This window comes from Micromonospora halotolerans, from assembly GCF_032108445.1.
In the GTDB taxonomy this organism is placed as follows: domain Bacteria; phylum Actinomycetota; class Actinomycetes; order Mycobacteriales; family Micromonosporaceae; genus Micromonospora; species Micromonospora halotolerans.
The window spans coordinates 2,397,762-2,422,707 of the sequence record NZ_CP134876.1 but is presented as its reverse complement, the minus strand read 5'-3'; the positions used below and the strand labels follow the sequence as shown (position 1 = coordinate 2,422,707).

The window sequence follows — 24,946 nt, the reverse complement described above, 5'->3', positions numbered from 1 at the left end:
GATCTTGTTCCACGTGAAACATCACGCGGACGCCTCCCGCTGTGCCACCTCGTGGAGGGCGGCCAGCAGGGTCTCCGGCTCCTGGGCGCCGGTCACGGCGTACTTCCCGGCGAGCACGAAGGTCGGCACGCTGGAGACGCCGAGCTGGTGCGCTTCGCTCAGGTCGGCGGCCACCTCCCGCCGACCGAGGTTCGACGACAGATAGTCCCGGGCCTCGGTCTCGTCCAGGCCCACCTCGGCGGCCAGCTTGACCAGCGCGTCGGTCGACCCGACGTCGATGCCGTCCTGGAAGTGCGCCCGGTAGAGCCGCTCGACCAGCTCGGCGGCCCGCCCCCGCTCGGTGGCGAACCGGACCAGCCGGTGCGCCTCGAAGGTGTTCGCGGCCACCGCGCGGTCGAAGTGCATCTCGATCCCCGCGCCCTTGGCGACCTGGGTGACGTGGGCGGCCATGCCCTCGGCCTGGTCCCGGCCGCCGAACTTCGCGCCCAGCGCCTCGATGAGCGGCTTCGGCTCGGTCACCGGCGTCGGGTCCAGCTGGAACGGCCGGAACCGGACGGTCACCTCGCCGTCGTACCGCTCCAGGGCCTGCTCCAGGCGGCGCTTGCCGATCCAGCACCAGGGGCAGACGACGTCGGCGTAGATCTCGATCTCCATGACCAGCGACAACCCGTCGATCAGGAGATCTGTTCCCGGACCTGCCGCTTCAGCCGGGCCAGGATGGCGCTGCCGCCACGGATCCGCAGCGGGCTGATCGCCTGGGCCAGGCCCATCCGCTGGTAGAGGTCGTCCGGCACGGCCAGCACGTCCTCGGCGCTCGCGCCGGCCAGCCCCTCGGCGAGGATGCCGGCGAACGCCCGGGTGGTCGGCGCCTCCGGCGGACAGTCGAAGATGGTGCTCACCGTCCGGTCCGGGTTGACCTCGGCACGCAGGAAGAACGCGGTCTGGCACTCCGGGACCTGCTCCAGGTCGCCCCGGTCCACGCCCTCGGGCAGCGGCGGGATCACGTCGGAGAACTCCAGCAGCATCTCCAGCACCACGTCGCGCGGGGCGGCGGCGAACTCGTCGACGATCTCGGCCAGCTTGGTCGGCATCTCGGACATGACCGCCAGGCTACCGCCGGTGACCCGGCGCCCCCGGTCTCGGTCGGGAAGGGCACCGGGTCGGGCGGATCACAGGTTGGGGGCGGCCTCGCTGATGTCGCTCAGCGCGGAGTTCGGGTCGAGCTGCATGGCCAGGTCGCCGAGGGAGACGATGCCGACCAGCTTGCGGTCGCTGTCACACACGAGCACGCGCCGGATGTTGCGCTCGCGCATCAGCGCGGCCGCCTCGCCCGCGGTGCAGTGCTGCTCGATCATCACCACCTCGCGGGTGACGATCGAACCGATCGTGGTGCTCCCCGGGTCGGCCCGCTCGGCGACCGCCCGCACCACGATGTCGCGGTCGGTCAGCATGCCGGCCAGGGTGGCTCCGTCGGTGACCACGACATCGCCGATGTCCGACTCCTTCATCACCCTGGCCGCCTCGTCCAGGGGGGTCTCCGCGGGCAGGTAGACCACCTGCTTGGTCATCACGTCACTGACCCGGTACATGAGAGCCTCCGAAACACCTTGGTCGATCCGTCTGCGGTACCCCGTGGCGCGTCCGCTACACCCCGTTGCGGCCCGCCCCACGCGACTCGTCGAGCAGGCGCTCGACCAGGCCGTCCACCGGCAACTCGATCCGCTCGCCGGAGGCCCGGTCACGCAGCTCGACGTACCCCTCGGCCAGCCGGCGGCCGACCACGACGGCGCGCGGGATGCCGATCAGCTCGGCGTCGGTGAACTTCACCCCGGCCGAGACGTGGGTGCGGTCGTCGACCAGCACCCGCAGGCCGGCGGCGGAGAGCCGCCCGCCGAGCTCCAGCGCCGCGTCGAGCTGCGGCCCCTTCCCGGCCGCCACCAGGTGTACGTCGCACGGCGCGACCTCGGCCGGCCAGACCAGCCCTCGATCGTCGTGGTGCTGCTCGGCGACCGACGCGACCGCTCGCGACACACCGATGCCGTAGCAGCCCATGGTGGGCCGGACCGGCTTCCCCTCCGGGCCGAGCACGTCGACCGCGAACGCGTCGGTGTAGCGGCGGCCGAGCTGGAAGATGTGCCCCACCTCGATGCCCCGGCGCATGGTCAGCTCGCCCGTGCCGCAGGCCGGGCAGGGGTAACCGGCGCGCACCTCGGCGGCCTCGATCGTGCCGTCCGGGGTGAAGTCCCGCCCGCAGGCCACGTTCGTGGCGTGCCGGCCCGGCTCGTTGGCGCCGGTCAGCCAACTGGTGCCGGCCACCACGCGCGGGTCGACCAGGTAGCGAACCCCGTGCTTGGCGAGGATCTGCGGACCGAGGTAGCCGCGGACCAGCTCGGGGTGGGCCAGCCAGTCGTCGAAGACCGCCACAGTGGCCGGAGCCAGGGCGGCCTCGACCCGCTTCAGGTCCACCTCGCGGTCGCCGGGCAGGCCGATGACCAGCAGCTCCGCCTGCTCGGCGCCCGGCCGGCGCACGGCCAGCACCACATTTTTCAACGTGTCGCCGGCGGTCCAGTCGGTCCGGCCGGCCAGCGCGCGGGCGTTGGCCAGCTCGACCAGGGACGCGATGGTCGGCGTCTCCGGGGTGTCGTGCACCTCCGCCTCCGGGTGCGCCTCCGGGTCCCCGGCCGCCGGCGCACGGCTCACCACGGCCTCGGTGTTGGCCGCGTAGTCGCAGGCGGTGCAGCCCACGTAGGTGTCCTCGCCGACCGGCGTCGCGGCCAGGAACTCCTCCGACGCCGAGCCGCCCATCGCCCCGGACATCGCGTGCACCACGGTGAAGTCCAGCCCGAGCCGGGTGAAGATCCGCTGATAGGCGTCGCGGTGCCGGTCGTAGGCCGCCTGGAGCCCGGCCTCGTCCAGGTCGAACGAGTAGGCGTCCTTCATGAGGAACTCGCGCCCGCGCAGCAGGCCGGCCCGCGGCCGGGCCTCGTCCCGGAACTTGGTCTGGATCTGGAACAGCGTCACCGGGAGGTCCCGGTACGAACTGAACAGGTCCTTCACCAGCAGCGCGGCCATCTCCTCGTGAGTCGGGGCGAGCAGGTGCTCGGCACCCTTCCGGTCCTCGAGGGTGAAGATGTCGTCGCCGTACTCCGTCCACCGCCCGCTGGTCCGGTAGGGCTCGGCCGGGAGCAGCGCCGGGAAGTGCACCTCCTGGTCGCCGATCGCCGCCATCTCCGCGCGGACGATGTCGGTGACCCGGTCCAGCACCAGCTTGCCCAGCGGCAGCCAGGTGTAGCCGCCCGGTGCGGCGCGGCGGACGTAGCCGGCCCGGAGCAGGAGCCGGTGGCTCGGCACCTCCGCGTCGGCCGGGTCCTCGCGCAGGGTCCGGAGCAGCAGGGTCGACATGCGCAGCAGCATTGAGGCAGCGTACGGCGGGTGGCGTCGGCGGGCGATCGTATTCGTCCCCGTTCCGGCGGATCCCGGCCGTCCGGTGTCCGGGGTGGAGGCGCCGGTGCGGGGGTAGGAGAGAGGAATGGATGAGAGGCCTCGGCTGACGCTGACCACGACCGTGCTGGACGCGCCCGACGCGGGCGAGCTGGCCGGGTTCTACGAACGGCTGCTCGGGTGGTCCCGGGACGAGGACGAGCCGGACTGGGTCGTCCTGGTCGCGTCCGGGGGCGGTGCCGGGCTGGCATTCCAGACCGAGCCGGCGTACGTGCGACCGGTCTGGCCGGCCGGCCCGGGCGAGCCGCAGATGATGGCCCACCTCGACATCAAGGTCGACGACCTCGACGCGGCGTCGGCGTACGCGGTGTCCCTGGGTGCCACCGTGGCGGACTTCCAGCCCCAGGACGACGTCCGTGTCCACCTGGACCCCGCCGGCCACCCGTTCTGCCTGTACCTCTGAGCATTGTGGGTGCATCCGTTGCTGCCCCAGTGACAACAACCGCACCCGGAGGGGCGGTCCACCCTCCAGTGGCCCGCCCCTTCCGCGTCGTGTCGGTCAGCGCAGCACGGTGATCGCCCGGTCCGCCACGACGTGCTTCCAGGGCACGATCACGACGACCCCGTCCCGCTCCATGACCTTGGCGTCCTCACCCTCGAAGCCGGCCGACGACGGCCCCTTGGCCACCGGGCTGACCGTGCCCGTCGCGGCATCGATCCGGACCAGGCGCGGCGGCACCTTCCGCCGGTCGCCGGTCTCCCAGGCCAGCAGGCCCTGCTCGTCCCGGCGGATCAGCTCGACCTTGCTGGGGCTGTGCCCGGACGAGATCCAGCGCCGCTTCCCGGTGGCCAGGTCGATGGCGATGATCTGGTTGGCCGACCGCCCCGAGCCCGGCACGTTCTTCGGGAACGTCGGGTAGTAGAGCGTCTCGTCGTCGGCGAGGAACTGGTAGACGGCCGGGCCGTCGATCGCGTTGGACCGGTTCGGCGGCACGTCCCACAGCTCGGTGCCGTCGATCGGGTCGGTGAACGAAGCGGTCTCCCGGCCGGTCTTCGGGTCCCGCACCGTGTAGCTCTCGTGCCCCAGCGCGGGCAGGCCGATCAGCGGCCGCACGCTCAGCACACCGTCGGTGACCTTCGCCTCGGGCAGCCGCTGCCGCCAGCGCACCTTGCCGGTGGCCGGGTCGACGGCGTCCACCTCGCCGCCGACGGAGCAGCCGTAGGTGACCACCACGAGGTCTTCGGCGGCCCGCATGTCCTTGAAGCCGCAGTCCCGGCCGGGCAGCAACTTCTCCCCGGTGGTGCGCCACAACTGCTTCCCGTCGGCGAGCGAGAACCCGATCATGGTGTCGCCGGAGCGGACGATCACCTGCTGGCCGGCGACGGAGAGGTCCGGCGCGGCCAGTGCGTCCCGGCCCTCGCGGACCGGCGCCGGGACCTTCGCCTGCCAGGTCAGCTTGCCGCTGGTCAGGTCGAAGCCGGCGACTGTGTTGCAGGACTGCTCGGAGCCGACCGCCACCGCCCCCCGGCCCTCCGTCACCGCCTGCGCGGCGACGCAGAGTGAGGTGCCCTCCGGGGCGGGGGCGCCCCAGGCCTGCCCGCCGTCGGAGAGCCGGTAGGCGAGCAGCCCGTCCCCCTGCGCCCGGACCACCGTGTCACCGGCCAGCCAGGCGCCGAACATGTCCTGCTGGTCGTAGGTGGTCAGGCCGGTGTCCTGCCGTTCGGGGAAGTCCAGCACCCAGGCGGTGTTCAGCTCGTCGTCACCGTCCGAGCCGCCGCCGACCAGCCGGGAGACGCCCCAGGCGGTGCCGGCGCCGACGGCCAGCACGGCCACCAGCCCGCCGGCGATCAGCAGCGCCAGGCGACCGCGCCGCCTGGGCGCCGCCGGCGCGGTCGGGGCCGCCCCCGGCCAACCCGGCGGCGGGTACGCCGGCCGGCCGGCCACGGGGTACGCGGGCTGACCAGCCACCGGGTACGCGGGTTGACCGGCCTGCGGTGCCGGCGGCCAGCCCGGGTGCCCGCCCCGCACGGGCGGGGCCTGCGGCGGCTGCGGCCAGCCCGGCTGCGGAGGCGGTGGTGCCCCTCCACTCGGGGCCTGCGGCGGGACCTGCGCCCCGGGCGGTGGCGGCGGAAACTGGGGCTGCGGCGGGACCTGGGCCCCGGGCGGTGGCGGCGGGAACTGGGGCTGCGGCGGGACCGGTGGGCCGCCCGGTGCTCCGGGCTGCGGCTGCCAGGGGGACTGCGGGTTCGTCATCGTTCGCTCCTCGGGTTCCCGCTCAGCGCGCCTGCGCCCGCACGTACGCCGCCCAGCCGGTCTGGAACTCGGCGAGCGGGACGCCGAGCACCTGCCGGCTGGCCTGGTCGGCGGTCGCGCCCCGGTAGCGGGCGGTCACGAACTGGAACAGCTTCTGCTCGCCGTACTTCTCCGCGAGGTGGGTCATCGCCGCGTGCCCGAGCCAGTAGTGGAAGCTGACCCGGCCCGGGGAGTCCCAGTCGATGTTGCTCGGCAGGGTGCCGTCCCAGTCGCCGGAGCGGACGATCGACCGGGCCTGCGCGCTGCGGCCGCTGGACCGCAGCGGCTCGCCCCGGTGGGCCAGGTACTCGGCGAAGCCCTCCACGACCCAGTTCTCGATGCCGTCGAAGGAATCCTGCTTGTCGGCGTCCTCCAGGCTGGCGACCAGGGAGTGACCCACCTCGTGCCGGAAGATCTCCCTTGGCCCGCGCGTGTTGCCGGCGGCGAAGAACGACCGGTCGGCCACGTCGATCACGATCCGGCTGCCGCCGATGTCGATGTCCTGCTTCCGGTCGGCGGCGATCATGCCGATCGAGACGCCGGACTCGGTGGTCTTCTCCTTGTTGATCCGGTAGAGCGAGCCCAGGTCCTGCTTTCCCTTGACCAGGCTGATGACGAAGCCCTTCGGGATGCTCGCGGTGACCCCGCCGGCCTGCCAGGCGGCGAAGTCGTCGGCCACCGCCGCCTCGGCGGCCGGCGCGTACCGCTTCGCCTGGGCGGCCAGTGCGGCGTCGGTGATGACCAGGGTGTGCGCGGTGCGCTCGACGTGGATGTCGCGCCACTTGTCCCAGGGGCCGGGGTAGTAGACCGTCTTCGAGTTGCCCAGCGCGGCGGGCGCCCCGGTGACCGCGGTGACCTTGAGCGGGGCGCTCTGGCTCTCCCGGACGACGGTCCAGCGGTACCACTCGGCGACCGGGGTGAGGTCGTACCCCTCGAACTGGTGCACGAAGGAGACGTCGAGCTGGAAGCTGACCCCGCGGCCGAAGCTGTCGGTGGTCCGCCCCTGCTGGGCGACGGTCCGGTACTGGCCGACCGCCAGCGGCAGCTTGCCCAGGTTGGTGAAGAGCCGGGTCTGGCCGGCGACGAGGTCCTTGCGGGCCGGGTCGAAGGGGGCCAGGTAGCCCTTGAGGTCCTTGTCGGCGAGGGCCTTGCTGTGCCGGGCCAGCAGGTCGTCCAGCTCCTGCTGGGTGACGGTCACCCCGTTGGCCGCGGCGGCGGCCTTCGGTGCCGCGTCCTCGCCGCGGTTGCTCAACCCGACGCCCACGCCGATCGCCGTGCCGGCACAGAGGGTCAGCGCCAGCGCCCCGGCGCCCAGCCCGATCCAGAGGCCGCGCCGCGACTTCGGCGGCGGCGGGGCCGGCGGGTACGGCCCGAAGCCCGGCTGCCCCGGCCCGCCCGGGTACGCCCCCGGCGGCCCGTAGCCGGGCGCGGCGGGGAAGCCCGGTGGTGTGGCCGGATACGCCTGGCCCGGCGGGTGCGGCTGACCGTCGGCCGGGAAGGCGGCCGCGGGGTGTCCCTGGGTCATGCGTTCCTCGTTCGCGCCGTCGCTGACCAGCCGCGGCGGCGGGCGCCTCCACCCCGGGCCGGATGACGGGCAACATCATCCCCGGTCCCGCGGACGGATTCTGCCCCGGACCCACCAAGCGGGACATTTGTCCCGATGACTCTGCTCACGCCTGGCCGTCGATGACCTCCGCCACGTCGCGCCCGGGGGTCGGGCGGGCGGAGCCCGGTCGGTGCGAGACTGGCCGACGCAGCTCTGCCGGGTCAGTCAGAGGGAGGCGCAGTGCGCTGGCGCAGCTTCGTGGCGGTGGGCGACAGCTTCACCGAGGGTATGGACGACGCGTATCCGGACGGCACCTACCGCGGCTGGGCCGACCTGGTCGCCACCCGGCTCGCCGCCGAGGCCGGCCCCGACTTCGGTTACGCCAACCTGGCCATCCGGGGCCGGCTGTTCCCGAACATCGTGGCCGAGCAGGTGCCGGCCGCCCTGGCCATGAAACCCGACCTGATCAGTTTCGCGGCCGGCGGAAACGACGTGCTGCGCCGTACCTTCGATCCGGACGCCTTCGTGCCGCGCTTCGACGCGGTGATCGGCCAGCTGCGCGCCGGGGGCGCCGACGTGGTGCTGTTCCGGTTCGCCGACGTGATGGCCCGGCTGCCCGGGCAGCGGCTGGTGGCACCCCGGGTGGCCCTGCTCAACCGGGTGGTCGGCGAGGTCGCCGAGCGGCACGGCGCCATCCTGGTCGACCTGTACGCGGACGACACCTACCTCAACCCGATGCTCTGGAGCACCGACCGGCTGCACCTGTCGGCGGCCGGGCACCGGCGGGTGGCCGGGCAGGTGCTCAGCGCGCTCGGCGTGGGCTGCGACGAGGAGTGGCTCATGGTGCCGCCGCACCCGGCGCCCACCCCGTGGCTGGCCGCCCGGGCCGCCGACCTGCGCTGGGCCGGCCAGCACCTGGCCCCCTGGATCAAGCGGCGGTTGACCGGCCGCTCCTCCGGCGACCTGATCACCGCCAAGCGGCCGGTGCTCGGGCCGATCACCCTCGACTGACCGGTGCGGACCCTGCACGCCGCGTCCCTGCTGCGGCTCACCCTCGACGACGAGCCCCGGCCGGGACACGCCGTGCTGGTGAGCGGCGACCGGATCGAGGCGGTCGCGCCGGTGGACGAGCTGACCGGGGCGTACCCGGAGGTGCGGGTGCGGCGCTGGGCCGGTGCCCTCGGGCCGGCGCTGGTGCACGACGGGCCCCTGCCGCCCGCGCCGAGCCCACGCGAACGGGTGCACGCCCTGTTTCGGCTCGGCGCTGCCGCGGTGCTCGCCGAGCACGTCACCGACCCGGCGCTGCGGGCCGCCGCCGCGCGCAACGAGGTGGCGGTGCTGGCCGCCGCCCGGCCTCCGGCGCTCGTGGTCGGCGGCCGGGCCGACCTGGCGGTGTTCGCCGCCGACGGCTCCTGCCTGGCCACGGTGGTCGCCGGACGGTTGGTGCACCGCCGCGCCTGACCGGTGTTCGCCCCACCACACGCCGATGGCCGGTCGCGGTGCCGTGATCCGGCGTACTTTGGGGACCATGCCTGTGCCGAGCGATCCGAATCCCCACCTCCAGTCCTACGCCGACCCCCAGCGTCTGGTCACCACGGAGTGGCTGGCCGAGCACCTGGGCGACGAGGGTCTCGTGGTGGTCGAGTCCGACGAGGACGTGCTCCTCTACGACACCGGCCACATTCCCGGCGCCGTGAAGGTCGACTGGCACACCGAGCTGAACGACCAGGTGACCCGGGACTACCTCGACGCCAAGAGCTTCGCCGAGCTGTGCGCCGCCAAGGGCATCGGCCGCGACGACACGGTGGTCTTCTACGGCGACAACTTCAACTGGTGGGCCGCGTACGCCCTCTGGGTGTTCGGGCTCTTCGGTCACGCCGACGTCCGGCTGCTCGACGGTGGCCGGATGAAGTGGGTGGCCGAGGGCCGCGAGATGTCGAAGGACACGGTGAACCGGCCGCGCGCCGACTACCCGGTGCCGGAGCGCGACGACGCGCCGATCCGGGCGTTCCGCGACGAGGTGATGGCGCACGTGACCGCCGGCCGGCCGCTGGTCGACGTGCGGTCGCCGGGTGAGTACACCGGCGAGATGCTGCACATGGCGGCCTACCCGCAGGAGGGCGCGCTGCGCGGCGGGCACATCCCGGGCGCGGTGAGCAAGCCGTGGAAGGCCGCCGCGAACGAGGACGGCACCTTCAAGCCGGTGGACGAGCTGCGCGCCATCTACGTCGACCAGCTCGGGCTGAGCCCGTCGGACGACGTGGTGGCCTACTGCCGGATCGGTGAGCGGTCCAGCCACACCTGGTTCGTGCTGCACCACCTGCTCGGGTTCCCGCGGGTCCGCAACTACGACGGCTCGTGGACCGAGTGGGGCAACCTGGTCCGGGCCCCCGTCGTGCGGGGCGAGGAGCCGGGCAGCTTCGCCGGCTAGGCCGGTCGACCGGTCAGGTAGCGCTGGAGGGTCGGGGCGACCCAGGCGACCACGTCCTCCGGCGCCATCTCCACCACCGGCGGCAGCCGGACGATGTACCGGGTGAAGGCCAGCCCGAGGATCTGGCTGGCCACCAGGCCGGCCCGGCGGCCGGTGGTCGCCGGGTCGGTGCCGAAGCCGGCCACGGCCGCGGCGAGCTGGTCGGCGAAGACCAGGCGCATCCGCTCGGCCGCGCCCGGGTTGGTGCTGGCGGCGCGGAGCAGCGCCGCGAGGGTCTCGTCCCCCTCCCAGCGGCCGAGGAAGTGCCGGACCAGCGTCTCGCCGAGCCGGTCGGGTGGCACGGCGGCCAGGTCCGGCAGGCGCAGGTCGAACTCGGCCGCCGCGGCGAACAGCCCTTCCTTGCTGCCGTAGTAGCGCATGACCATCGACGGGTCGATGCGCGCATCGGCGGCGATGGCCCGGATGGTGGCCCGCTCGTAGCCGTCGGCGGCGAAGCGTTCGCGGGCCGCGCGCAGGATGGCCGCCCGGGTGGCGTCCGAGCGCCGGGCGCGGGGTGCCGTGTCGGTCATGCCCACAACTGTAGGCCAACAAGCGTTGACACCGAAACCGGGACGCGCCTACCGTTGTCAACAAGTGTTGGCAAACAGTTGTTGGCGAGCCTGGAGGTGGGCCATGCTGCCCGAGCGCACCGACGTCCTCGTGGTGGGGGCCGGCCCGACCGGCCTGGCCGCCGCCGTCACCCTGGCCGGGCACGGCGTGACCGCGACCGTGGTGGACCGGTTGCCCACCCCGCCGGTCACCTCGCGGGCGGCCGTCGTGCACGCCGGCACCCTGGAGGTGCTGGACCGGATCGGCGCCGCCGCACCGCTGGCCGCCCGGGGGCTGCCGTCGACCCGGTTCACCGTCCGCGACCGCGACCGGGTGCTGCTCACCGTCCCCTTCGACCGGTTGCCGTCCCGCTACCCGTACGCGCTGCTGGTCTCCCAGGCCGAGACCGAGGCGGTGCTCGCCGACCGGCTCACCGCGCTCGGCGGCCGGGTGCTCCGGCCGTACGAGCTGACCGGCCTCGACCTCGACGGTGCCGGCGCCACCGCGACGTTCGCGGGCGGCGAGACGCTCCGGGCCCGGTGGGTCGTCGGCGCCGACGGCATGCGCAGCCCGGTCCGCGAGCTGGCCGGCATCGACTTCGGCGGGCCGGCCGACCCCGGCGAGTCGTTCCTGCTCGCGGACGTCCGGGTGGACAGCGCGCTGCCCCGCGACCAGGTCAACCTCTTCCTGGCTCGGCGGGGCCCACTGGTCTGGGCGCCGCTGCCCGGCGGGCTGGTCCGGCTGGTCGCCGCGGTGGACGACGCGCCGCGCGAGCCGGAGGCGCGGCACTTCCAGGCGCTGCTCGACGAGCGGGGACCGGCCCGGCGCCCGGACCGGGTCACCGACGTGCGCTGGAGTTCCCGGTTCCGGATCCACCACCGGATCGCGAGCAGCTACCGGTCCGGCCCGGTGCTGCTCGCCGGGGACGCGGCGCACGTGCACAGCCCGGCCGGCGGGCAGGGCATGAACCTCGGCCTCCGCGACGCGGTCGCCCTCGGCGACACCCTCGCCGCGGTGCTCACCGGGGGTCCCGACACGCTCCTCGACGGGTACGCCACCGCCCGCCGCCCGCTCGCCGAGGAGGTGCTCGGCTTCGCCGCCGGGCTCACCCGGCTCGCCGCCGTCCCGCCGGCCGCCCGCCCGCTGCGCGACCTGGTGCTCCGGGTCGCCTCCGGGCTGCCCCCGGCCCGGCGGCGGCTCGCCGTGCGGCTGGCCGGGTTCGAGCCGGACGGCCGCTGACCCGGATCAGGCGGCCCCGCGCAACGTTCCCCACGCGCCGGCGGTGACCAGTGCGAACACCCCCGCCGCCGCGCCGACCACCCAGCCCACCCCGTACGCCTCGCCGGCCAACCCGGCCAGCGCCGCCCCGAGCGGTGCGGCGGCCAGCCCGATCACCCGCTGCGCCGCGCCGACCCGCCCGAGCAGTTCCGCCGGCACGTGCCCCTGCCCGTACGCGGACCACAGGCTGTTCCAGATCGTCGTGCCGGCGGCGAACACGGCCAGCACCACGCCCCCGGCCAGCGGGCCGCGGGCCAGGGCGAACGCGGCCAGCGCCACGGTCTGCCCGAGCAGCACCCCGCGCAGCGCGGGAAGGGTGCCGAACCGGGTCGCAATCCGTCCGGCGACCAGTGCCCCGAGCAGCCCACCGACCACCACCCCTGCCGCGAACAGCCCGTACGCCTGCGCCGGCACCCGCAGCGCCCCGAGCGCGTAGAGCACCAGCACGGCCATCAACCCGCTGATCGCCAGGTTCGACCCCGCCGCGGCGAGGGTGACTCCCCACAGCACCCGGTCCCGGCGCACCCACCGCACCCCGGCCCACGCCTCCCGCCACACCCCCGGCCCCGGCGGGCGGGGCGGCGCCGCTGGCAGCGGGCGGAGGGCGAGGGCGAGAGCGGCCGCGAGGGCGAAGGTGAGCGCGTCCACGGCGAAGGGGAGTGCCGCGGCCAGGGCGAAGAGGACGCCGGCCAGCGGGGCGCCGAGGAGCCCACCGGCCACGGCCGTGCCGGCCTGGAGCCGGCCGTTGGCGGTGGGCAGCGCGGCCGGCGACACGAGCGACGGCAGCAGCGCGAAGGCGGACGCGTCGAAGAGCGTGCCCAGGGTGGCGAGCAGGAACGCGGCGGCGGCCAGCGCGGCGACCCCGGCCCGGCCGGAGGCGACCAGCCCGGCCAGCGCGGCCACCACCACGGCCCGGGCCCCGTCCACCGCCGCCATGGTGCGACGCCGGTCCCACCGGTCGGCGTACGCGCCGCCGAGCAGCCCGAACAGCAGCGGTGGGAGCTGTCCGGCCACGGTCACCGCGGCGATCGCCCGGGGGTCGCGGGTGAGCGCGGCGGCCAGCAGGGCCAGGGCCGGCGTACGCAGGGCGTCGCCGAACCGGGACGAGACGGCGGCGGACCAGAGCAGCCGGTAGTCCCGGCCGAGCACGGTGGCGGTCATGCCGACGGACCCTGCGGCCTGAACCGGGTCGAGGGTCAAGTGGCGGGGGTGTGGGGCAACCGACGGGTAACCGAGACTCCACCAGCTCGGGCGCGCGGTCTAGGCTGGTCCGGTGGCGGTGGAACAGCAGGCGCGGGGCGCGGCGAACGGCGCGACGGGTGCGGGCCGGCGCCGGTCCCGGCGCGACGAGATCCTGGAGATCGCGGTCGGGCTCTTCGCGGCGCGGGGCTACCACGGTGTGTCGATGGACGACATCGGCGCCGCCGCCGGTGTCACCGGCCCGGCGCTCTACCACCACTTCGCCGGCAAGGAGGCGATGCTGGTCGCCGCGCTGATCCCGGTCAGCGAAGGGCTGCTCGCCGGCGGCCGGGAACGGGCCGCCAACCACCCCGACGACCCCCGGGGCACGCTGGAGTCGCTGATCGACTTCCACGTCGACTTCGCGCTGGCCAACCCGGCGGTGATCGCCCTGCACCTGCACGAGCTGGACCGGCTCCCGGACGAGCCGCGCCGCCGGATCCGCCGCCTCCAGCGGATGTACGTCGAGGAGTGGGTCACCGTGCTGACGGCGCTGCACCCCGGGCTGCCCGACGGCGAGGCGCGGGTGATCGCGCACGCCGCGTTCGGCCTCATGAACTCCACCCCGTTCCTCGGCGGCGAGGTGGACCGCCGCCGCCGGGCCGAGCTGCTGCGCGGCGCCACGCTGGCCGCGCTGCTGGCGCCCACCGACCCGGCCTGACACCCGACGCGCCTTAACGCCCGTTAAGCGCGCGCGTCCTCCGCGTGTTAAGAAGGGGCCCCTGCTATGCAAGAGGCGTCAAGAAGGGACCCTTCCTTGTTCGAATCGCTGTTGGTGGCCAACCGGGGCGAGATCGCGCGCCGGATCATCCGCACCGCGAAGCGGCTCGGGATCCGGGCGATCGCGGTGCACTCGGAGGCCGACGCCGGCCTGCCCTTCGTGACCGAGGCCGACCAGGCGGTCTGCGTCGGCCCGGCCAATCCCGCGCTCAGCTACCGCAACGTCGAGGCGATCCTCGCCGCCGCGAAGGACACCGGCGCCCAGGCGATCCACCCCGGCTACGGCTTCCTGTCCGAGAACGCGGACTTCGCCCGTACCGTCCAGGCCGGCGGCCTGATCTGGGTCGGGCCCGGCGCGGACGCGATCACCGCGATGGGCGACAAGATCAACGCGCGGAACCTGATGGCGGCGGCCGGGGTGCCGGTCGCGCCGGGCACCACCGAGCCGGCGGCCGACCTGGACGCGGCGGTCACCGCCGCCGCGGAGATCGGCTACCCGGTGATGGTCAAGGCCGCGGCCGGTGGCGGCGGCATGGGCATGGGCGTGGCGACCGACGAGGCCGCGCTGCGCACCGAGTACGACAAGGTCCGCTCGTTCGCCGAGCGGATGTTCGGCGACGGCTCCGTGCTGATCGAGCGGTACTTCCCCCGGGTGCGCCACGTCGAGGTGCAGATCCTCGGCCTGGCCGACGGCCGGGTGGTGGCCCTCGGCGAGCGGGAGTGCTCGGTGCAGCGGCGCAACCAGAAGCTGGTCGAGGAGTCCCCGTCCCCGGCGGTGTCGCCCGAGCTGCGTGAGCGGTTCCTGGCGGCGGCGGTCCGGGCGGGCGAGGCGGTGGGCTACCGCAACGCCGGCACGGTCGAGTGCCTTCTCGATCCCGCGTCCGGTGAGTTCTTCTTCCTGGAGATGAACACGCGGCTGCAGGTCGAGCACCCGGTCACCGAGTACGTCTACGGCGTCGACCTGGTCGAGGAGCAGTTGCGGGTGGCCGCCGGCCTGGCCCCGACCTTCGACCCGGACGCGCTCGCCCCGCGCGGGCACGCCATCGAGCTGCGGATCAACGCCGAGGACCCGAAGCGCTTCCTGCCCGGCCCGGGCGCGATCAGCACCTGGAACGAGCCGGCCGGCGAGGGCGTACGCGTCGACTCCGGCTACGTCGCCGGCAACACGGTCACCCCGTTCTACGACAGCCTGCTGGCCAAGCTGATCGTCAGCGGAGCCACCCGGGACGAGGCGGTGCAGCGGGCGAGGGCCGCGGTGGCCCAGTTCGAGATCGCCGGCCCGAAGAACAACCTCCCCTTCTTCGCCGAGCTGCTGGAGAACCCGGAGTTCCTGTCCGGCGACTACGACACCGGCATCGTCTCCCGCATGCGCTGACCCGGCCCGCCCCTGCTCCTCCCCGGCGCGGTTGATCATGAAGCTGGCGGCGACAAAACGGGCAGAATCTGCCGCCAACTTCATGATCGCCGGGGGGCCGGGGGTGGGTGGGATGCTGGGAGGACCCATCACCCAACACCGTCACAGTGAGGTGACCCCTTATGGCGGAACTGCCGGAGTTCGTCTCCATCCGGGAGGTCGGGCCGCGGGACGGGCTCCAGAACGAAGAGCCGATCCCGACCGAGGCCAAGGTGCGGCTGCTCGATGCCCTCTCGGGCACCGGCGTGCGGCGGATCGAGGCCGTGTCCTTCGTGCACCCGAAGGCGATCCCGCAGATGGCCGACGCCGACGAGGTGTGGCAGCGGGCCGCGAAGGCCGACGGGGTGCGCTACTCGGCGCTGGTGCCGAACACCCGGGGCGCGCAGCGCGCCCTCGCCGCCGGCTTCACCGAGATCGAGGTGGTGGTCTCGGCCAGCGACACCCACAACCGGCGCAACGTCAACCGGTCCACCGAGGAGTCGCTCGACGACATCGCCGAGCTGATCGACCTGCTGCACGGCGCGGGCGCGACCGCCGAGGTGATCGTGGCGACCAGCTTCGGCTGCCCGTACGAGGGTGACGTCGACCCGAAGCGGGTGGCCGGCATCGTCGACCGGGTGGTCCGGGACGGCGCCGACCGGGTGGCGTTCGGCGACACCACCGGCATGGGTACGCCCCGCCGGGTCCGCGAGCTGGTCACCGCCGTACGGGACCGCAACGCCCACGTGCCGGTGCTCCTGCACTTCCACAACACCCGGGGCACCGCGCTGGCCAACATGCTCACCGCCATGGAGCTCGGCATCACCGAGTTCGACGCCAGCGTGGGCGGCCTCGGCGGTTGCCCGTACGCCCCCGGCGCCAGCGGCAACCTCGCCACCGAGGAGGCCGTGCACATGCTGCACGACATGGGCATCGACACCGGCATCGACCTGGCCGCCCTGATCGAGGCGGCCGAGCTGGCCGAACACCTGGTCGGCAAGAAGCTCCCGTCCGGCGTCCTCCGCGCCGGCCCCCGCACCCGCCTCACCCCGATCCCCTCCTGATCCCACCCCACACCCACCCGCACCCGCCCCTGACCAAGTTGATCAAGAGGTTTGCGTCGGATTCGAGCCCGAGCCAGACGCAAACTTCTTGATCAACGCCGGCAGCGGGCGGGCGGCCGGCGGGTGGTGGGCGGGTGGCGGGCGGGTGGGGCGTGCGTGGGTGGGTCGCCGGAGGGGGTGGGAATGCGCTAGCCTAACGATCGTTCAGGTCGGTCGGCGCGCTCACGAGGCAGCCGGTGGCAATGGGAGTCGGCGTGACGCTCGACGGTGAGGCTCTGGAGCAGCTGCGCAAGCGCGCCCGGGCCGGCGGTGCGGACAAGTACCACGCGGCGAACGCCGCGAAGGGCAAGCTCTTCGCCCGCGAGCGGGTCGCGTACCTGGTCGACGAGGGCTCCTTCGTCGAGGACGGGCTCTATGCCAACGCCATGGCCGAGGGGCTGCCGGCCGACGGCGTGGTCACCGGCACGGCCACCATCGACGGCCGGCCGGTCTGCCTCATGGCGAACGACTCCACGGTGAAGGCCGGCAGTTGGGGCGCCCGGACCGTCGAGAAGATCATCCGGATCATCGAGCGGGCCTACTCGACCAGCGTGCCGATGGTCTACCTGGTCGACTCGGCCGGCGCCCGGATCACCGACCAGGTCGACCTCTTCCCCGGCCGGCGCGGCGCCGGCAAGATCTTCTGGAACCAGGTCCGCGCCTCGGGCGCGATCCCGCAGGTCTGCGCCCTGTTCGGGCCGAGCGCGGCGGGTGGCGCCTACATCCCGGCGTTCTGCGACGTGGTGGCCATGGTCGACGGCAACGCCAGCATGTACCTGGGCTCCGACCGGATGGTCGAGATGGTCACCGGCGAGAAGACCACGCTGGAGGCGATGGGCGGGGCCAAGGTGCACTGCGCTGAGTCCGGTGTGGGGCACTTCCTCTGCAAGACCGAGGCCGAGGCGCTCGACGTGGTCAAGCGCTACCTGTCCTACCTACCGACCAACTGGACCCAGGCCCCGCCCGCCGTCGAGGCGGCGCCCGCGCCGGAGAAGGCCGACCTGGCCGCGCTGGTCCCGGTCAGCGAGCGGCAGGCGTTCGACATGCGCCGGTACGTCAAGGGCCTGCTCGACGAGGGCAGCTTCTTCGAGATCCAGGCGCTCTGGGCCAAGGAGCTGACCATCGGCTTCGGCCGGCTGAACGGCGAGGTCGTCGGCGTGGTCGGCAACAACTCGATGTTCAAGGGCGGCGTGCTCTTCGTCGACTCGGCCGACAAGGCGACCCGGTTCGTGCAGCTCTGCGACGCGTTCAACGTGCCGCTGCTGTTCCTGTCCGACGTGCCCGGGTTCATGGTCGGCAGCGCGGTGGAGAAGCAGGGCATCATCCGGCACGGCGCCAAGATGATCACGGCGATCTCCGAGGCGACCGTACCCAAGATCTGTGTGGTGGTCCGCAAGGCCTACGGCGCCGGCCTCTACGCGATGGCCGGCCCCGGTTTCGAGCCGGACGCGACGCTCGCGCTGCCCACCGCGAAGATCGCCGTGATGGGGGCGGAGGCCGCGGTCAACGCCGTCTACGCCAACAAGATCGCCGCGATCGGGGACGAGGCCGAGCGGGCCGCGTTCGTCGCCGCGAAGCGCGAGGAGTACGAGCGCGACATCGACATCGTCCGGCTCGCCAGCGAGCTGGTGGTGGACGCCATCGTCGAGCCGCACGAGCTGCGTGCCGAACTGGTCCGGCGGTTCGCCGCCGCGCGCGGCAAGGAGCGGCACTTCGCGAGGCGCCGGCACGGCGTCACGCCGGTCTGACCGCACCCCGACCCGCACCACCCGACCCGGCGCCACGAGCGCCCGGCGGCCCGTCCACAGAGGCATCCCATCAGGAGGATCAGATGGACTTCCGGCTCAGCGAGGAACAAGAGGCGCTGCGGGAGAGCGTGCGGGACTTCGCCCGCGAGGTGGTCGCCCCGGCCATCGCCGAGCACTACGAGCAGCACACCTTCCCGTACGAGATCATCCGGCAGATGGGCAAGATGGGCCTGTTCGGTCTGCCCTTCTCCGAGGAGCACGGCGGCATGGGCGGCGACTACTTCGCGCTCTGCCTGGCCCTGGAGGAGCTGGCCCGGGTCGACTCCAGCGTGGCCATCACCCTGGAGGCGGCGGTCTCGCTCGGCGCCATGCCGATCTACCGGTTCGGCAGCGACGAGCAGAAGGCCCGGTGGCTGCCGAAGCTGCTCAGCGGCGAGGCCCTCGCGGGCTTCGGGCTGACCGAGCCGGGCACCGGCTCGGACGCGGGCGGCACGCAGACGAGGGCCGTGCTGGACGGCGACGAGTGGGTGATCAACGGCTCGAAGGCGTTCATCACCAACTCCGGCACCGACATCACCGCGCTGGTCACGGTCACCGCGGTGACCGGCACGAAGCCGGACGGCTCGAAGGAGCTGTCCACCATCATCGTCCCGTCCGGCACGCCGGGCTTCACCGTCGCGCCCGGCTACTCGAAGGTCGGCTGGACCGCCTCGGACACCCACGAGCTCACCTTCGACGACTGCCGGGTGCCGGCGGAGAATCTGCTCGGCGAGCGCGGCCGGGGCTTCGCCCAGTTCCTGCGCATCCTCGACGAGGGGCGGATCGCCATCGCGGCCCTGGCCGTCGGCCTCGCCCAGGGCTGCGTCGACGAGTCGATCAGGTACGCGAAGGAGCGCGAGGCGTTCGGCCAGCCGATCGGCGCGTACCAGGCGATCCAGTTCAAGATCGCCGACATGGAGCTGAAGGCGCACACCGCCCGGCTCGCGTACTACGACGCGGCCGCCCGGATGCTTGCCGGCGAGCCGTTCAAGCGGCAGGCGGCCATCGCCAAGCTGCACGCCAGCACCATCGCGGTGGACAACGCCCGCGAGGCCACCCAGATCCACGGCGGCTACGGCTTCATGAACGAGTACCCGGTGGCCCGCTTCTGGCGCGACTCGAAGATCCTGGAGATCGGCGAGGGCACCAGCGAGGTGCAGCGCATGGTCATCGCCCGCGATCTCGGCATGTGAGCGGAACCCGCCCGGTCCGGTCGGACCCGGGCGGGCTCCACCGTCTGTCGGATATCGGCAGTGGACGGTCAGCTGCCCGACGATGGGCTGTGGAGCGTCCGACCCGATCCGTACTCTTCGTGCCCATGACTCCGGCTCATGATCGTTCGCGGAGCCCGGGCGGTCGTACCCCGCTGCCCGACCTGTTGCGCGGGCATCGGCTCGCCGCCGGGCTCACCCAGGCCGAGCTGGCCGCCCGGGCCGGCGTCGGCGTGCGGACCGTCCGTGACCTGGAGCGGGGTCGGGCCACCCGACCCCAGCGCACCACCGTCGACCTGCTCGCCGACGCCCTGGGCCTGACCGGTCCGGCCCGGCAGGCGTTCCTCGCGGCCGCCCGCCCGGTGCAGACCGCCGCGCCCGACCTGCCGGTGAGTGGTCCCGACGTCGCCGCCGCGCCGGGCCCGGCCGCGCGGCACCTTCCGGTCACCGGCGCCGGCGCCACCGATTCGGGTACGCCGATCGCGCTGCCCCAGCCGGTCCCGCTGCTCGGCCGGGACCGCGACGTCGACGAGGTGGCCGCCCTGCTCGCCGAGCGACCGGTGGTGAGCCTCGTCGGGCTGGCCGGTGTCGGCAAGACCGCGCTCGCCCTCACCGTCGCCTACCGCGCGGCCGCCGACCACCCGGCCGGCGTGGCCGGGGTGCTGGTCGGCGAGGGCTCCGACGCCGCCGACGTGCTCGCCGCCTCCGTCGCGGTGCTCGGCGTGAACCGGCTGGCCGACCTCTCCTGCCGGCTGGGTGGCCGGCCCGCGCTGCTGCTGGTGGACGCGGTGGAGCGGGCGCCCGGCCCGGTGGCCGAGGCCCTGCGCGCCCTGGTCGCGGCGGCGCCGACGCTGCGGGTGCTGGTCACCGGCCGGCGTCCAGTGGGGCTCCCCGGCGAGCTGGTCCGGCCGGTCGCGCCGCTCGACGTGCCGCCGGCCGGCCAGGACCCGGCCGATGTGACGGAGCTGGCCCGCTGGCCCGCGGCGACCCTGTTCATCGCCCGGCTCGCCCAGGCGCGCCGCGAGCCGCCGACCCGGGCCGAGCTGCCGGCACTCGCCGCGCTGGTGCGCCGCCTCGGCGGGCTGCCGCTGGCCATCGAGCTGATGGCCGCGCGCGGCCGGATCCTCGACGTCACCGAACTTCTCGACCGCTACGGTGACCGGGTCCTCGACCTGGCGGGCGGGCGTCCCGGCTGGGAGGCCGCCGACCTCGCCGCCGGCACGGTGACCCTGCGCGAGGCGGTGGCGACCAGCTACCACCTGCTCGCGCCCGCCGAACGGGCGGCGCTGCGCCGGCTCTCCGCATTCCGCAACCGCTGGTCCGTGGAGCTGGCCGAGGACCTGCTCGCCGACGGCGAGGAGCGGCGGGACGCCGTTCCCCTGCTGGACCGGCTGCGGGAACTCGGGCTGCTCAGCGTCCGCGGCGCCGGCCCGTTCCGGTTCCGCCTGGTGGACGCCGTCCGCGACTTCGCCACCGAGCAGGCCGCCGTCGAAGGGGAGCTGACCGGGATCCGGCGCCGGCACGCCGTGGTCGTCGCCGGGCTGGTGCGCCGGACCGCCCCGAACCTGGTCGGCGGGGAACTGCCCGACGCCGTGCACCTGCTCGATGAGGCGACCAGCGACATCACCGCCGCCCTGGCGCACGCCGCCGAGGACGATCCGGCGACCGCGCTGCTCCTGGCGGCGGCACTGCCCCGCTGGTGGCGGCTGCGCGGACGGGACGTGTCCGGGCGCCGCTGGCTGCGCCGGCTGCTGGCCGACCCGCGTACCGCGGACGCGTCGCCGGTGCTGCGGGCCTGGGCGCTGCTCGGGACGGCCCGGCTCGCCGCCGAGCACGGCGCCGGCGGCGCGGAGCTGCCGGCCGCCCGGAACGCGCTCGCGATCTTCCAGGCGGCCGGGGACGTGACCGGGGAGCTGTCGGCCCGGTCGGTGCTCTGCGTGCTGCTCAGCGCGGCCGGCACGCAGGGGCAGGCCCGGGAGCAGGCCGAGGCGGCACTGGAGCTGGCCACCCGGCACGGCCGGGTACGTGAGATGGCCGTGGCCCACCAGCACCTCTCCTGGCACGACGTACGGGTGGCGGACCTGGCCGGCGCGCGGCGCCGGCTGGCGACGGTCGACCGGCTGGCCACCCAGTGCGGGGAGCAGCGGCTCCGCCTGCTGGCGCGGGCCGACCTGGCCGAGGTGATCCGGCTGGAGGGCCGGTACGTCGACGCCGTCGAGCAGGGGTGGCGGGTGGCGGGCGCGCTCGTCGAGCTGGGCGAACCGGGGCGGTGGCGGCGGGTGCTCGGCACGGTCGGGCTCGCACTCGCCCTGCAGGGGCGGGCCGCGGAGGCGCTCGAGGTGGTGGCCGAGCTGCGGCCCGCCCACCCGGTGCCGGGGCGGCGCCGGCCGCTGGACGTGGAGACCCTGGACCCACCGGGGGAGCGCCGGGACGTCCCGCCGGAGGAGGTGGTCTGCGCGGTGATCGAGGGCCATCTCGCCCTGCACCGGGGAGACCGGGAGCTGGCCGCGGAGTGGTTCAGCGCGGCGGCCGACTCCGCGGCCGGCGGTGGGGAGCGGCGCGACCTGGTGGAGGCGCTGGTGGGGCTGGCGGCGAGCACCACCGACGTGGCGGTGCTGGACCGGCTGGACCGGGCCTGCCGGGCCACCGGGATCAGGCTGGTGCCCCGGGAGGAGGCCCTGCTCTACGCGCTGGTGGCCCGCCGGGAACGCGCCGGCCGGGGCGGCTGAGGCGGGCGGGAACAGAAGGCGCGGGGGTGGCGCGAGCGAAGAAGCCCCCTGGTGCTGCCCCTCGCTCATCGCTCGCGCCGGCACCCCCCGGTGCCCCCCCCGCTGTCCGGAAGCCTATCCAGCCAGCGTGGGAGATTTTTCCGATATTGCGGAAGTTTGACCCGGTGTCCCGCCGGTTCTGCCGGTCTTTCTGCCGGTGACCCGTCGGTACGCCCCGGGCCGTCCGGCGATCAGCAGTCGGCGGGCGCCGGCTCGGTGCTGCCGGCGGTCGCCCCGGGGTGCACCGCGTCGCGGACCCGGCGCAGCCCGTCCAGGAGCGCCTCCAGTTGGGGCGGGGTGAGCTGACCGGTGAACCACTCCTCGATGATGCGCAGGTGCCCGGGCAGGGTGTCGTCCAGCCGGCTCAGGCCGGCCGCGGTGACCACCGCGTACGAGCTGCGCCGGTCGGAGGGGCAGGCCCGGCGGCGGAGGAGGCCGTCGCGCTCCATCCGGTCGACCACACGGGTGACCCCGCTGGTGGACAGGGAGGTCTGCGCCGCGAGGTCGGTCATCCGCAGCTGGTGACCCGGCGACCGGGTGAGCCGCATCAGCACTTCGAACTCGACCGGGGAGAGGCCGTGCTCCTCGAACTGGGCGGCGAACCGGGCCGACAGCCCGGCGCTGGCCTCGAAGAGGAGGCCGATGGCGGTGATCCGGGGATCGTCGAACACGTTCTGGTCCACGCTGCCATCCTAGCAGTCCTTGACACGGGGAATATTGCTGTGCCTATAGTTGCTCAGTCAGTCGTTGGGTTACTAAACAATCTCTCCTGGAGGACAGCAGCATGACCAGCAGCATCGAAGCGGTTACCCGCGACTGGGAGGGTCTCACCATCCCGACCGCCGGCACCTACCTGCTGGACGCGGCTCACAAGCGCGTCGGGTTCGTCGCCCGGCACATGATGGTCAGCAAGGTACGCGGCGAGTTCGCCGAGGCGAGCGCCACCATCACCGTGGCCGAGGACCCCACGCAGTCGTCGGTGACCGCCACCATCCAGGCGGCCAGCATCAACACCGCCCAGGCCGACCGCGACGCGCACCTGCGCAGCCCGGAGTTCCTCGACGCCGAGCAGTTCCCCACCCTGGAGTTCCGCAGCACCGGCGTGAAGTCCCGCGACGGCAACGAGTTCGTCCTCTCCGGTGAGCTCACCATCAAGGGCGTGACCCGCCCGGTCGACCTGGACGTCGAGTTCGAGGGCGTCGGCCGCAGCCCCTTCGGCCAGGACATCTTCGGCTTCTCGGCCTCCACCGAGATCGACCGCGAGGAGTTCGGCCTGACCTGGAACGTCGCGCTGGAGACCGGCGGCGTCCTGGTCGGCAAGAAGATCAAGATCGAGATCGAGGGCGAGGCCGTCCGCCAGGCCTGATCCTCCCCGTACGACACCACGGGCCCGCGCCGTCACCCGACGGCGCGGGCCCGTCGTCGTACGCGGTCGGTGCGAATTGTCACGTGGTGTTCGCAGGCTGACCCCGGTGCCGCGGCCCCCGGCTGGGTAGGAGTGCAGACCTGCGCCCAGCCTCCGATCGGCGGCCCCGGGCGCACTTACGCACTCAACGTGAATGGTTCACAATGCGTTGCGGAACAGTACGGTTCCGTGGCGCCGGCGCCGGGAGGACAGATGGGCAGAGACGTCGAGCAGGGCGCCTTCTCCCGGGAGGACCGGGTCCGCTACCGGCAGAAGGTCCGGCGGTGCCTGGACGTCTTCGCGCTGATGCTGGACGACTTCGGCTTCGACGCCGACCGGCCGATGACCGGGCTGGAGATCGAACTCAACCTCGTCGACGCCGCCGCCGAGCCGGCCATGCGCAACGACCAGATCCTGGCCGACATCGCCGACCCGCTCTTCCAGACCGAGCTGGGGCAGTTCAACCTGGAGCTGAACGCCTCCCCCCGGCTCATCGAGGGCACCGGCTTCGCCGACTACGCCCACGACCTGCGCAGCAGCCTGAGCCGCGCCGACGAGCGGGCCGCCAAGTCCGACGCCAAGATCGTGATGGTCGGCATCCTGCCCACCCTCACCGAGCGCCACCTGGTCGCCGACAACCTGTCCACCGACGAGCGCTACCGGGTGCTCAACGACCAGATCGTCGGGGCCCGGGGCGAGGACATCGAGCTGGACATCCGCGGCGTCGAGCGGCTGCGTACGCACACCGACTCGATCGCGCCCGAGGCGGCCTGCACCAGCCTCCAGTTCCACCTCCAGGTCGCGCCGGACAGCTTCGCCGACTACTGGAACGCCTCGCAGGCCATCGCGGGCGTGCAGGTGGCTGTCGGGGCCAACTCGCCGTTCCTCTACGGCCGTCAGCTCTGGGCGGAGACCCGGATCGCCCTGTTCGAGCAGGCCACCGACACCCGCCCGGACGAGCTGAAGGCCCAGGGCGTACGCCCCCGCGTGTGGTTCGGCGAGCGCTGGATCACCTCGATCTTCGACCTGTTCGAGGAGAACGTCCGCTACTTCCCGCCCCTGCTGCCGATCTGCGAGGACGAGGACCCGGTCGAGGTGCTGCACGCCGGCGGGGTGCCCGAGCTCGGCGAGCTGCGCCTGCACAACGGCACCGTCTACCGCTGGAACCGCCCGGTCTACGACATCATGGACGGCCGCCCACACCTGCGGGTGGAGAACCGGGTGCTGCCGGCCGGACCGACCGTGGTGGACATGCTCGCCAACGCGGCCTTCTATTTCGGCCTCGCCCGCGGCCTCGCCGAGGCGGACCGGCCGATCTGGAGCCAGCTCACCTTCAGCTCCGCCGAGGAGAACTTCCACGCCGCCGCCCGGCGCGGCATCAACGCCGCGCTGCACTGGCCCGGGCTCGGCGACGTGCCGGTCACCACGCTCGTCCTCGACACGCTGCTGCCCACCGCCGCCGAGGGGCTGGACCGGTTCGGCGTCGCCCCGGCCGAGCGCGACCGCCTCCTCGGGGTGATCGAGGAGCGGTGCCGCACCGGCCGCAACGGCGCGGTCTGGCAGACCGAGACGGTGTGGGGGGCCGAGCGCCACCGCGGCATGGACCGGGAGGCCGCCCTGCACCACATGGTCCAGCGCTACGCCGAGCTGCAACGCGGCAACGAACCCGTCCACACCTGGCCGGTCGACTGACCGCCGCGGTCCAGGAACGCGCCGGGCGGCCCGGCCACCTCGAGCCGGGTT

22 protein-coding genes are annotated in these 24,946 nt (G+C 73.8%); 13 read left to right on the top strand and 9 right to left on the bottom strand.

The window, feature by feature from the left end:
* Nucleotides 1-21: 21 nt before the first annotated feature.
* The 4 genes from RMN56_RS11450 to RMN56_RS11435 all read right to left on the bottom strand — a co-directional run bounded on the left by RMN56_RS11450 (nucleotide 22) and on the right by RMN56_RS11435 (nucleotide 3,414).
* Nucleotides 22-654: a DsbA family oxidoreductase gene (locus tag RMN56_RS11450; RefSeq protein WP_313723788.1), complete on the bottom strand. Its 633-nt coding sequence runs from the start codon at nucleotides 652-654 to the stop codon at nucleotides 22-24.
* Between the two features lie 20 nt (nucleotides 655-674).
* Complete coding sequence (locus tag RMN56_RS11445) at nucleotides 675-1,100, bottom strand: SufE family protein (protein ID WP_313723787.1); 426 nt, start codon at nucleotides 1,098-1,100, stop codon at nucleotides 675-677.
* A 69-nt stretch (nucleotides 1,101-1,169) separates the two neighbouring features.
* Nucleotides 1,170-1,589, bottom strand: coding sequence for a CBS domain-containing protein (locus RMN56_RS11440; RefSeq protein WP_313723786.1), 420 nt, complete (start codon nucleotides 1,587-1,589; stop codon nucleotides 1,170-1,172).
* A 55-nt stretch (nucleotides 1,590-1,644) separates the two neighbouring features.
* Nucleotides 1,645-3,414 carry a proline--tRNA ligase gene (locus tag RMN56_RS11435; RefSeq protein ID WP_313723785.1) on the bottom strand — a complete coding sequence of 590 codons (1,770 nt, stop codon included), beginning with the start codon at nucleotides 3,412-3,414 and terminating at the stop codon, nucleotides 1,645-1,647.
* A gap of 115 nt (nucleotides 3,415-3,529) precedes the next feature.
* On the opposite strand from RMN56_RS11435, the gene RMN56_RS11430 reads away from it, so the two are divergent.
* Entirely contained in the window at nucleotides 3,530-3,904 is a 375-nt protein-coding gene (locus tag RMN56_RS11430) for a VOC family protein (RefSeq protein WP_313723784.1), read from the top strand.
* A gap of 96 nt (nucleotides 3,905-4,000) precedes the next feature.
* Here RMN56_RS11430 and RMN56_RS11425 read toward each other — a convergent pair whose 3' ends face one another.
* Together RMN56_RS11425 and RMN56_RS11420 are read right to left on the bottom strand one after the other, a co-directional pair.
* Nucleotides 4,001-5,410 carry a PQQ-binding-like beta-propeller repeat protein gene (locus RMN56_RS11425; protein ID WP_313723783.1) on the bottom strand — a complete coding sequence of 470 codons (1,410 nt, stop codon included), beginning with the start codon at nucleotides 5,408-5,410 and terminating at the stop codon, nucleotides 4,001-4,003.
* Nucleotides 5,411-5,717: 307 nt separating this feature from the next.
* Nucleotides 5,718-7,259, bottom strand: a complete 1,542-nt coding sequence (locus RMN56_RS11420; RefSeq protein WP_313723782.1) for a hypothetical protein — start codon at nucleotides 7,257-7,259, stop codon at nucleotides 5,718-5,720.
* A gap of 261 nt (nucleotides 7,260-7,520) precedes the next feature.
* On the opposite strand from RMN56_RS11420, the gene RMN56_RS11415 reads away from it, so the two are divergent.
* From RMN56_RS11415 to RMN56_RS11405, 3 genes are all read left to right on the top strand, one after another.
* Nucleotides 7,521-8,291, top strand: coding sequence for an SGNH/GDSL hydrolase family protein (locus tag RMN56_RS11415; protein ID WP_313723781.1), 771 nt, complete (start codon nucleotides 7,521-7,523; stop codon nucleotides 8,289-8,291).
* 3 nt (nucleotides 8,292-8,294) lie between these two features.
* Nucleotides 8,295-8,741, top strand: coding sequence for an imidazolonepropionase-like domain-containing protein (locus tag RMN56_RS11410; protein WP_313723780.1), 447 nt, complete (start codon nucleotides 8,295-8,297; stop codon nucleotides 8,739-8,741).
* A gap of 67 nt (nucleotides 8,742-8,808) precedes the next feature.
* Nucleotides 8,809-9,711, top strand: coding sequence for a sulfurtransferase (locus RMN56_RS11405; protein ID WP_313723779.1), 903 nt, complete (start codon nucleotides 8,809-8,811; stop codon nucleotides 9,709-9,711).
* Here RMN56_RS11405 and RMN56_RS11400 read toward each other — a convergent pair.
* Nucleotides 9,708-10,280: a TetR/AcrR family transcriptional regulator gene (locus RMN56_RS11400; RefSeq protein WP_313723778.1), complete on the bottom strand. Its 573-nt coding sequence runs from the start codon at nucleotides 10,278-10,280 to the stop codon at nucleotides 9,708-9,710. The genes RMN56_RS11405 and RMN56_RS11400 overlap by 4 nt on opposite strands.
* Before the next feature lie 103 nt (nucleotides 10,281-10,383).
* Between RMN56_RS11400 and RMN56_RS11395 the strand changes: the two genes are divergently transcribed.
* Nucleotides 10,384-11,538, top strand: a complete 1,155-nt coding sequence (locus RMN56_RS11395) for an FAD-dependent monooxygenase (protein WP_313723777.1) — start codon at nucleotides 10,384-10,386, stop codon at nucleotides 11,536-11,538.
* A 6-nt stretch (nucleotides 11,539-11,544) separates the two neighbouring features.
* On the opposite strand, the gene RMN56_RS11390 is transcribed toward RMN56_RS11395, so the two are convergent.
* A complete protein-coding gene (locus RMN56_RS11390; protein ID WP_313723776.1) occupies nucleotides 11,545-12,738 on the bottom strand; it encodes an MFS transporter in 1,194 nt (397 codons plus the stop codon).
* 112 nt (nucleotides 12,739-12,850) lie between these two features.
* Between RMN56_RS11390 and RMN56_RS11385 the strand changes: the two genes are divergently transcribed.
* The 6 genes from RMN56_RS11385 to RMN56_RS11360 all read left to right on the top strand — a co-directional run bounded on the left by RMN56_RS11385 (nucleotide 12,851) and on the right by RMN56_RS11360 (nucleotide 21,759).
* Nucleotides 12,851-13,477, top strand: coding sequence for a TetR/AcrR family transcriptional regulator (locus RMN56_RS11385; RefSeq protein ID WP_313723775.1), 627 nt, complete (start codon nucleotides 12,851-12,853; stop codon nucleotides 13,475-13,477).
* A 96-nt stretch (nucleotides 13,478-13,573) separates the two neighbouring features.
* Complete coding sequence (locus tag RMN56_RS11380) at nucleotides 13,574-14,911, top strand: acetyl-CoA carboxylase biotin carboxylase subunit (RefSeq protein WP_313723774.1); 1,338 nt, start codon at nucleotides 13,574-13,576, stop codon at nucleotides 14,909-14,911.
* A 161-nt stretch (nucleotides 14,912-15,072) separates the two neighbouring features.
* The gene (locus RMN56_RS11375) at nucleotides 15,073-15,993 is read left to right on the top strand and encodes a hydroxymethylglutaryl-CoA lyase (RefSeq protein WP_313723773.1); all 921 of its coding nucleotides are present in this window, start codon (nucleotides 15,073-15,075) and stop codon (nucleotides 15,991-15,993) included.
* Nucleotides 15,994-16,247: 254 nt separating this feature from the next.
* Entirely contained in the window at nucleotides 16,248-17,780 is a 1,533-nt protein-coding gene (locus tag RMN56_RS11370; protein ID WP_313723772.1) for an acyl-CoA carboxylase subunit beta, read from the top strand.
* A gap of 83 nt (nucleotides 17,781-17,863) precedes the next feature.
* Nucleotides 17,864-19,012 (top strand): acyl-CoA dehydrogenase family protein, encoded by a 1,149-nt coding sequence (locus RMN56_RS11365; RefSeq protein ID WP_313723771.1) that lies wholly within the window; start codon nucleotides 17,864-17,866, stop codon nucleotides 19,010-19,012.
* Nucleotides 19,013-19,137: 125 nt separating this feature from the next.
* On the top strand, nucleotides 19,138-21,759 hold the full coding sequence (locus tag RMN56_RS11360; RefSeq protein ID WP_313723770.1) for an ATP-binding protein: 2,622 nt from the start codon (nucleotides 19,138-19,140) through the stop codon (nucleotides 21,757-21,759).
* Between the two features lie 230 nt (nucleotides 21,760-21,989).
* Here RMN56_RS11360 and RMN56_RS11355 read toward each other — a convergent pair whose 3' ends face one another.
* Entirely contained in the window at nucleotides 21,990-22,481 is a 492-nt protein-coding gene (locus RMN56_RS11355; RefSeq protein ID WP_313723769.1) for a MarR family winged helix-turn-helix transcriptional regulator, read from the bottom strand.
* Nucleotides 22,482-22,582: 101 nt separating this feature from the next.
* On the opposite strand from RMN56_RS11355, the gene RMN56_RS11350 reads away from it, so the two are divergent.
* Nucleotides 22,583-23,164, top strand: coding sequence for a YceI family protein (locus RMN56_RS11350; RefSeq protein ID WP_262284949.1), 582 nt, complete (start codon nucleotides 22,583-22,585; stop codon nucleotides 23,162-23,164).
* A 252-nt stretch (nucleotides 23,165-23,416) separates the two neighbouring features.
* The gene (locus RMN56_RS11345; protein ID WP_313723768.1) at nucleotides 23,417-24,895 is read left to right on the top strand and encodes a glutamate-cysteine ligase family protein; all 1,479 of its coding nucleotides are present in this window, start codon (nucleotides 23,417-23,419) and stop codon (nucleotides 24,893-24,895) included.
* Nucleotides 24,896-24,946 lie beyond the last annotated feature (51 nt).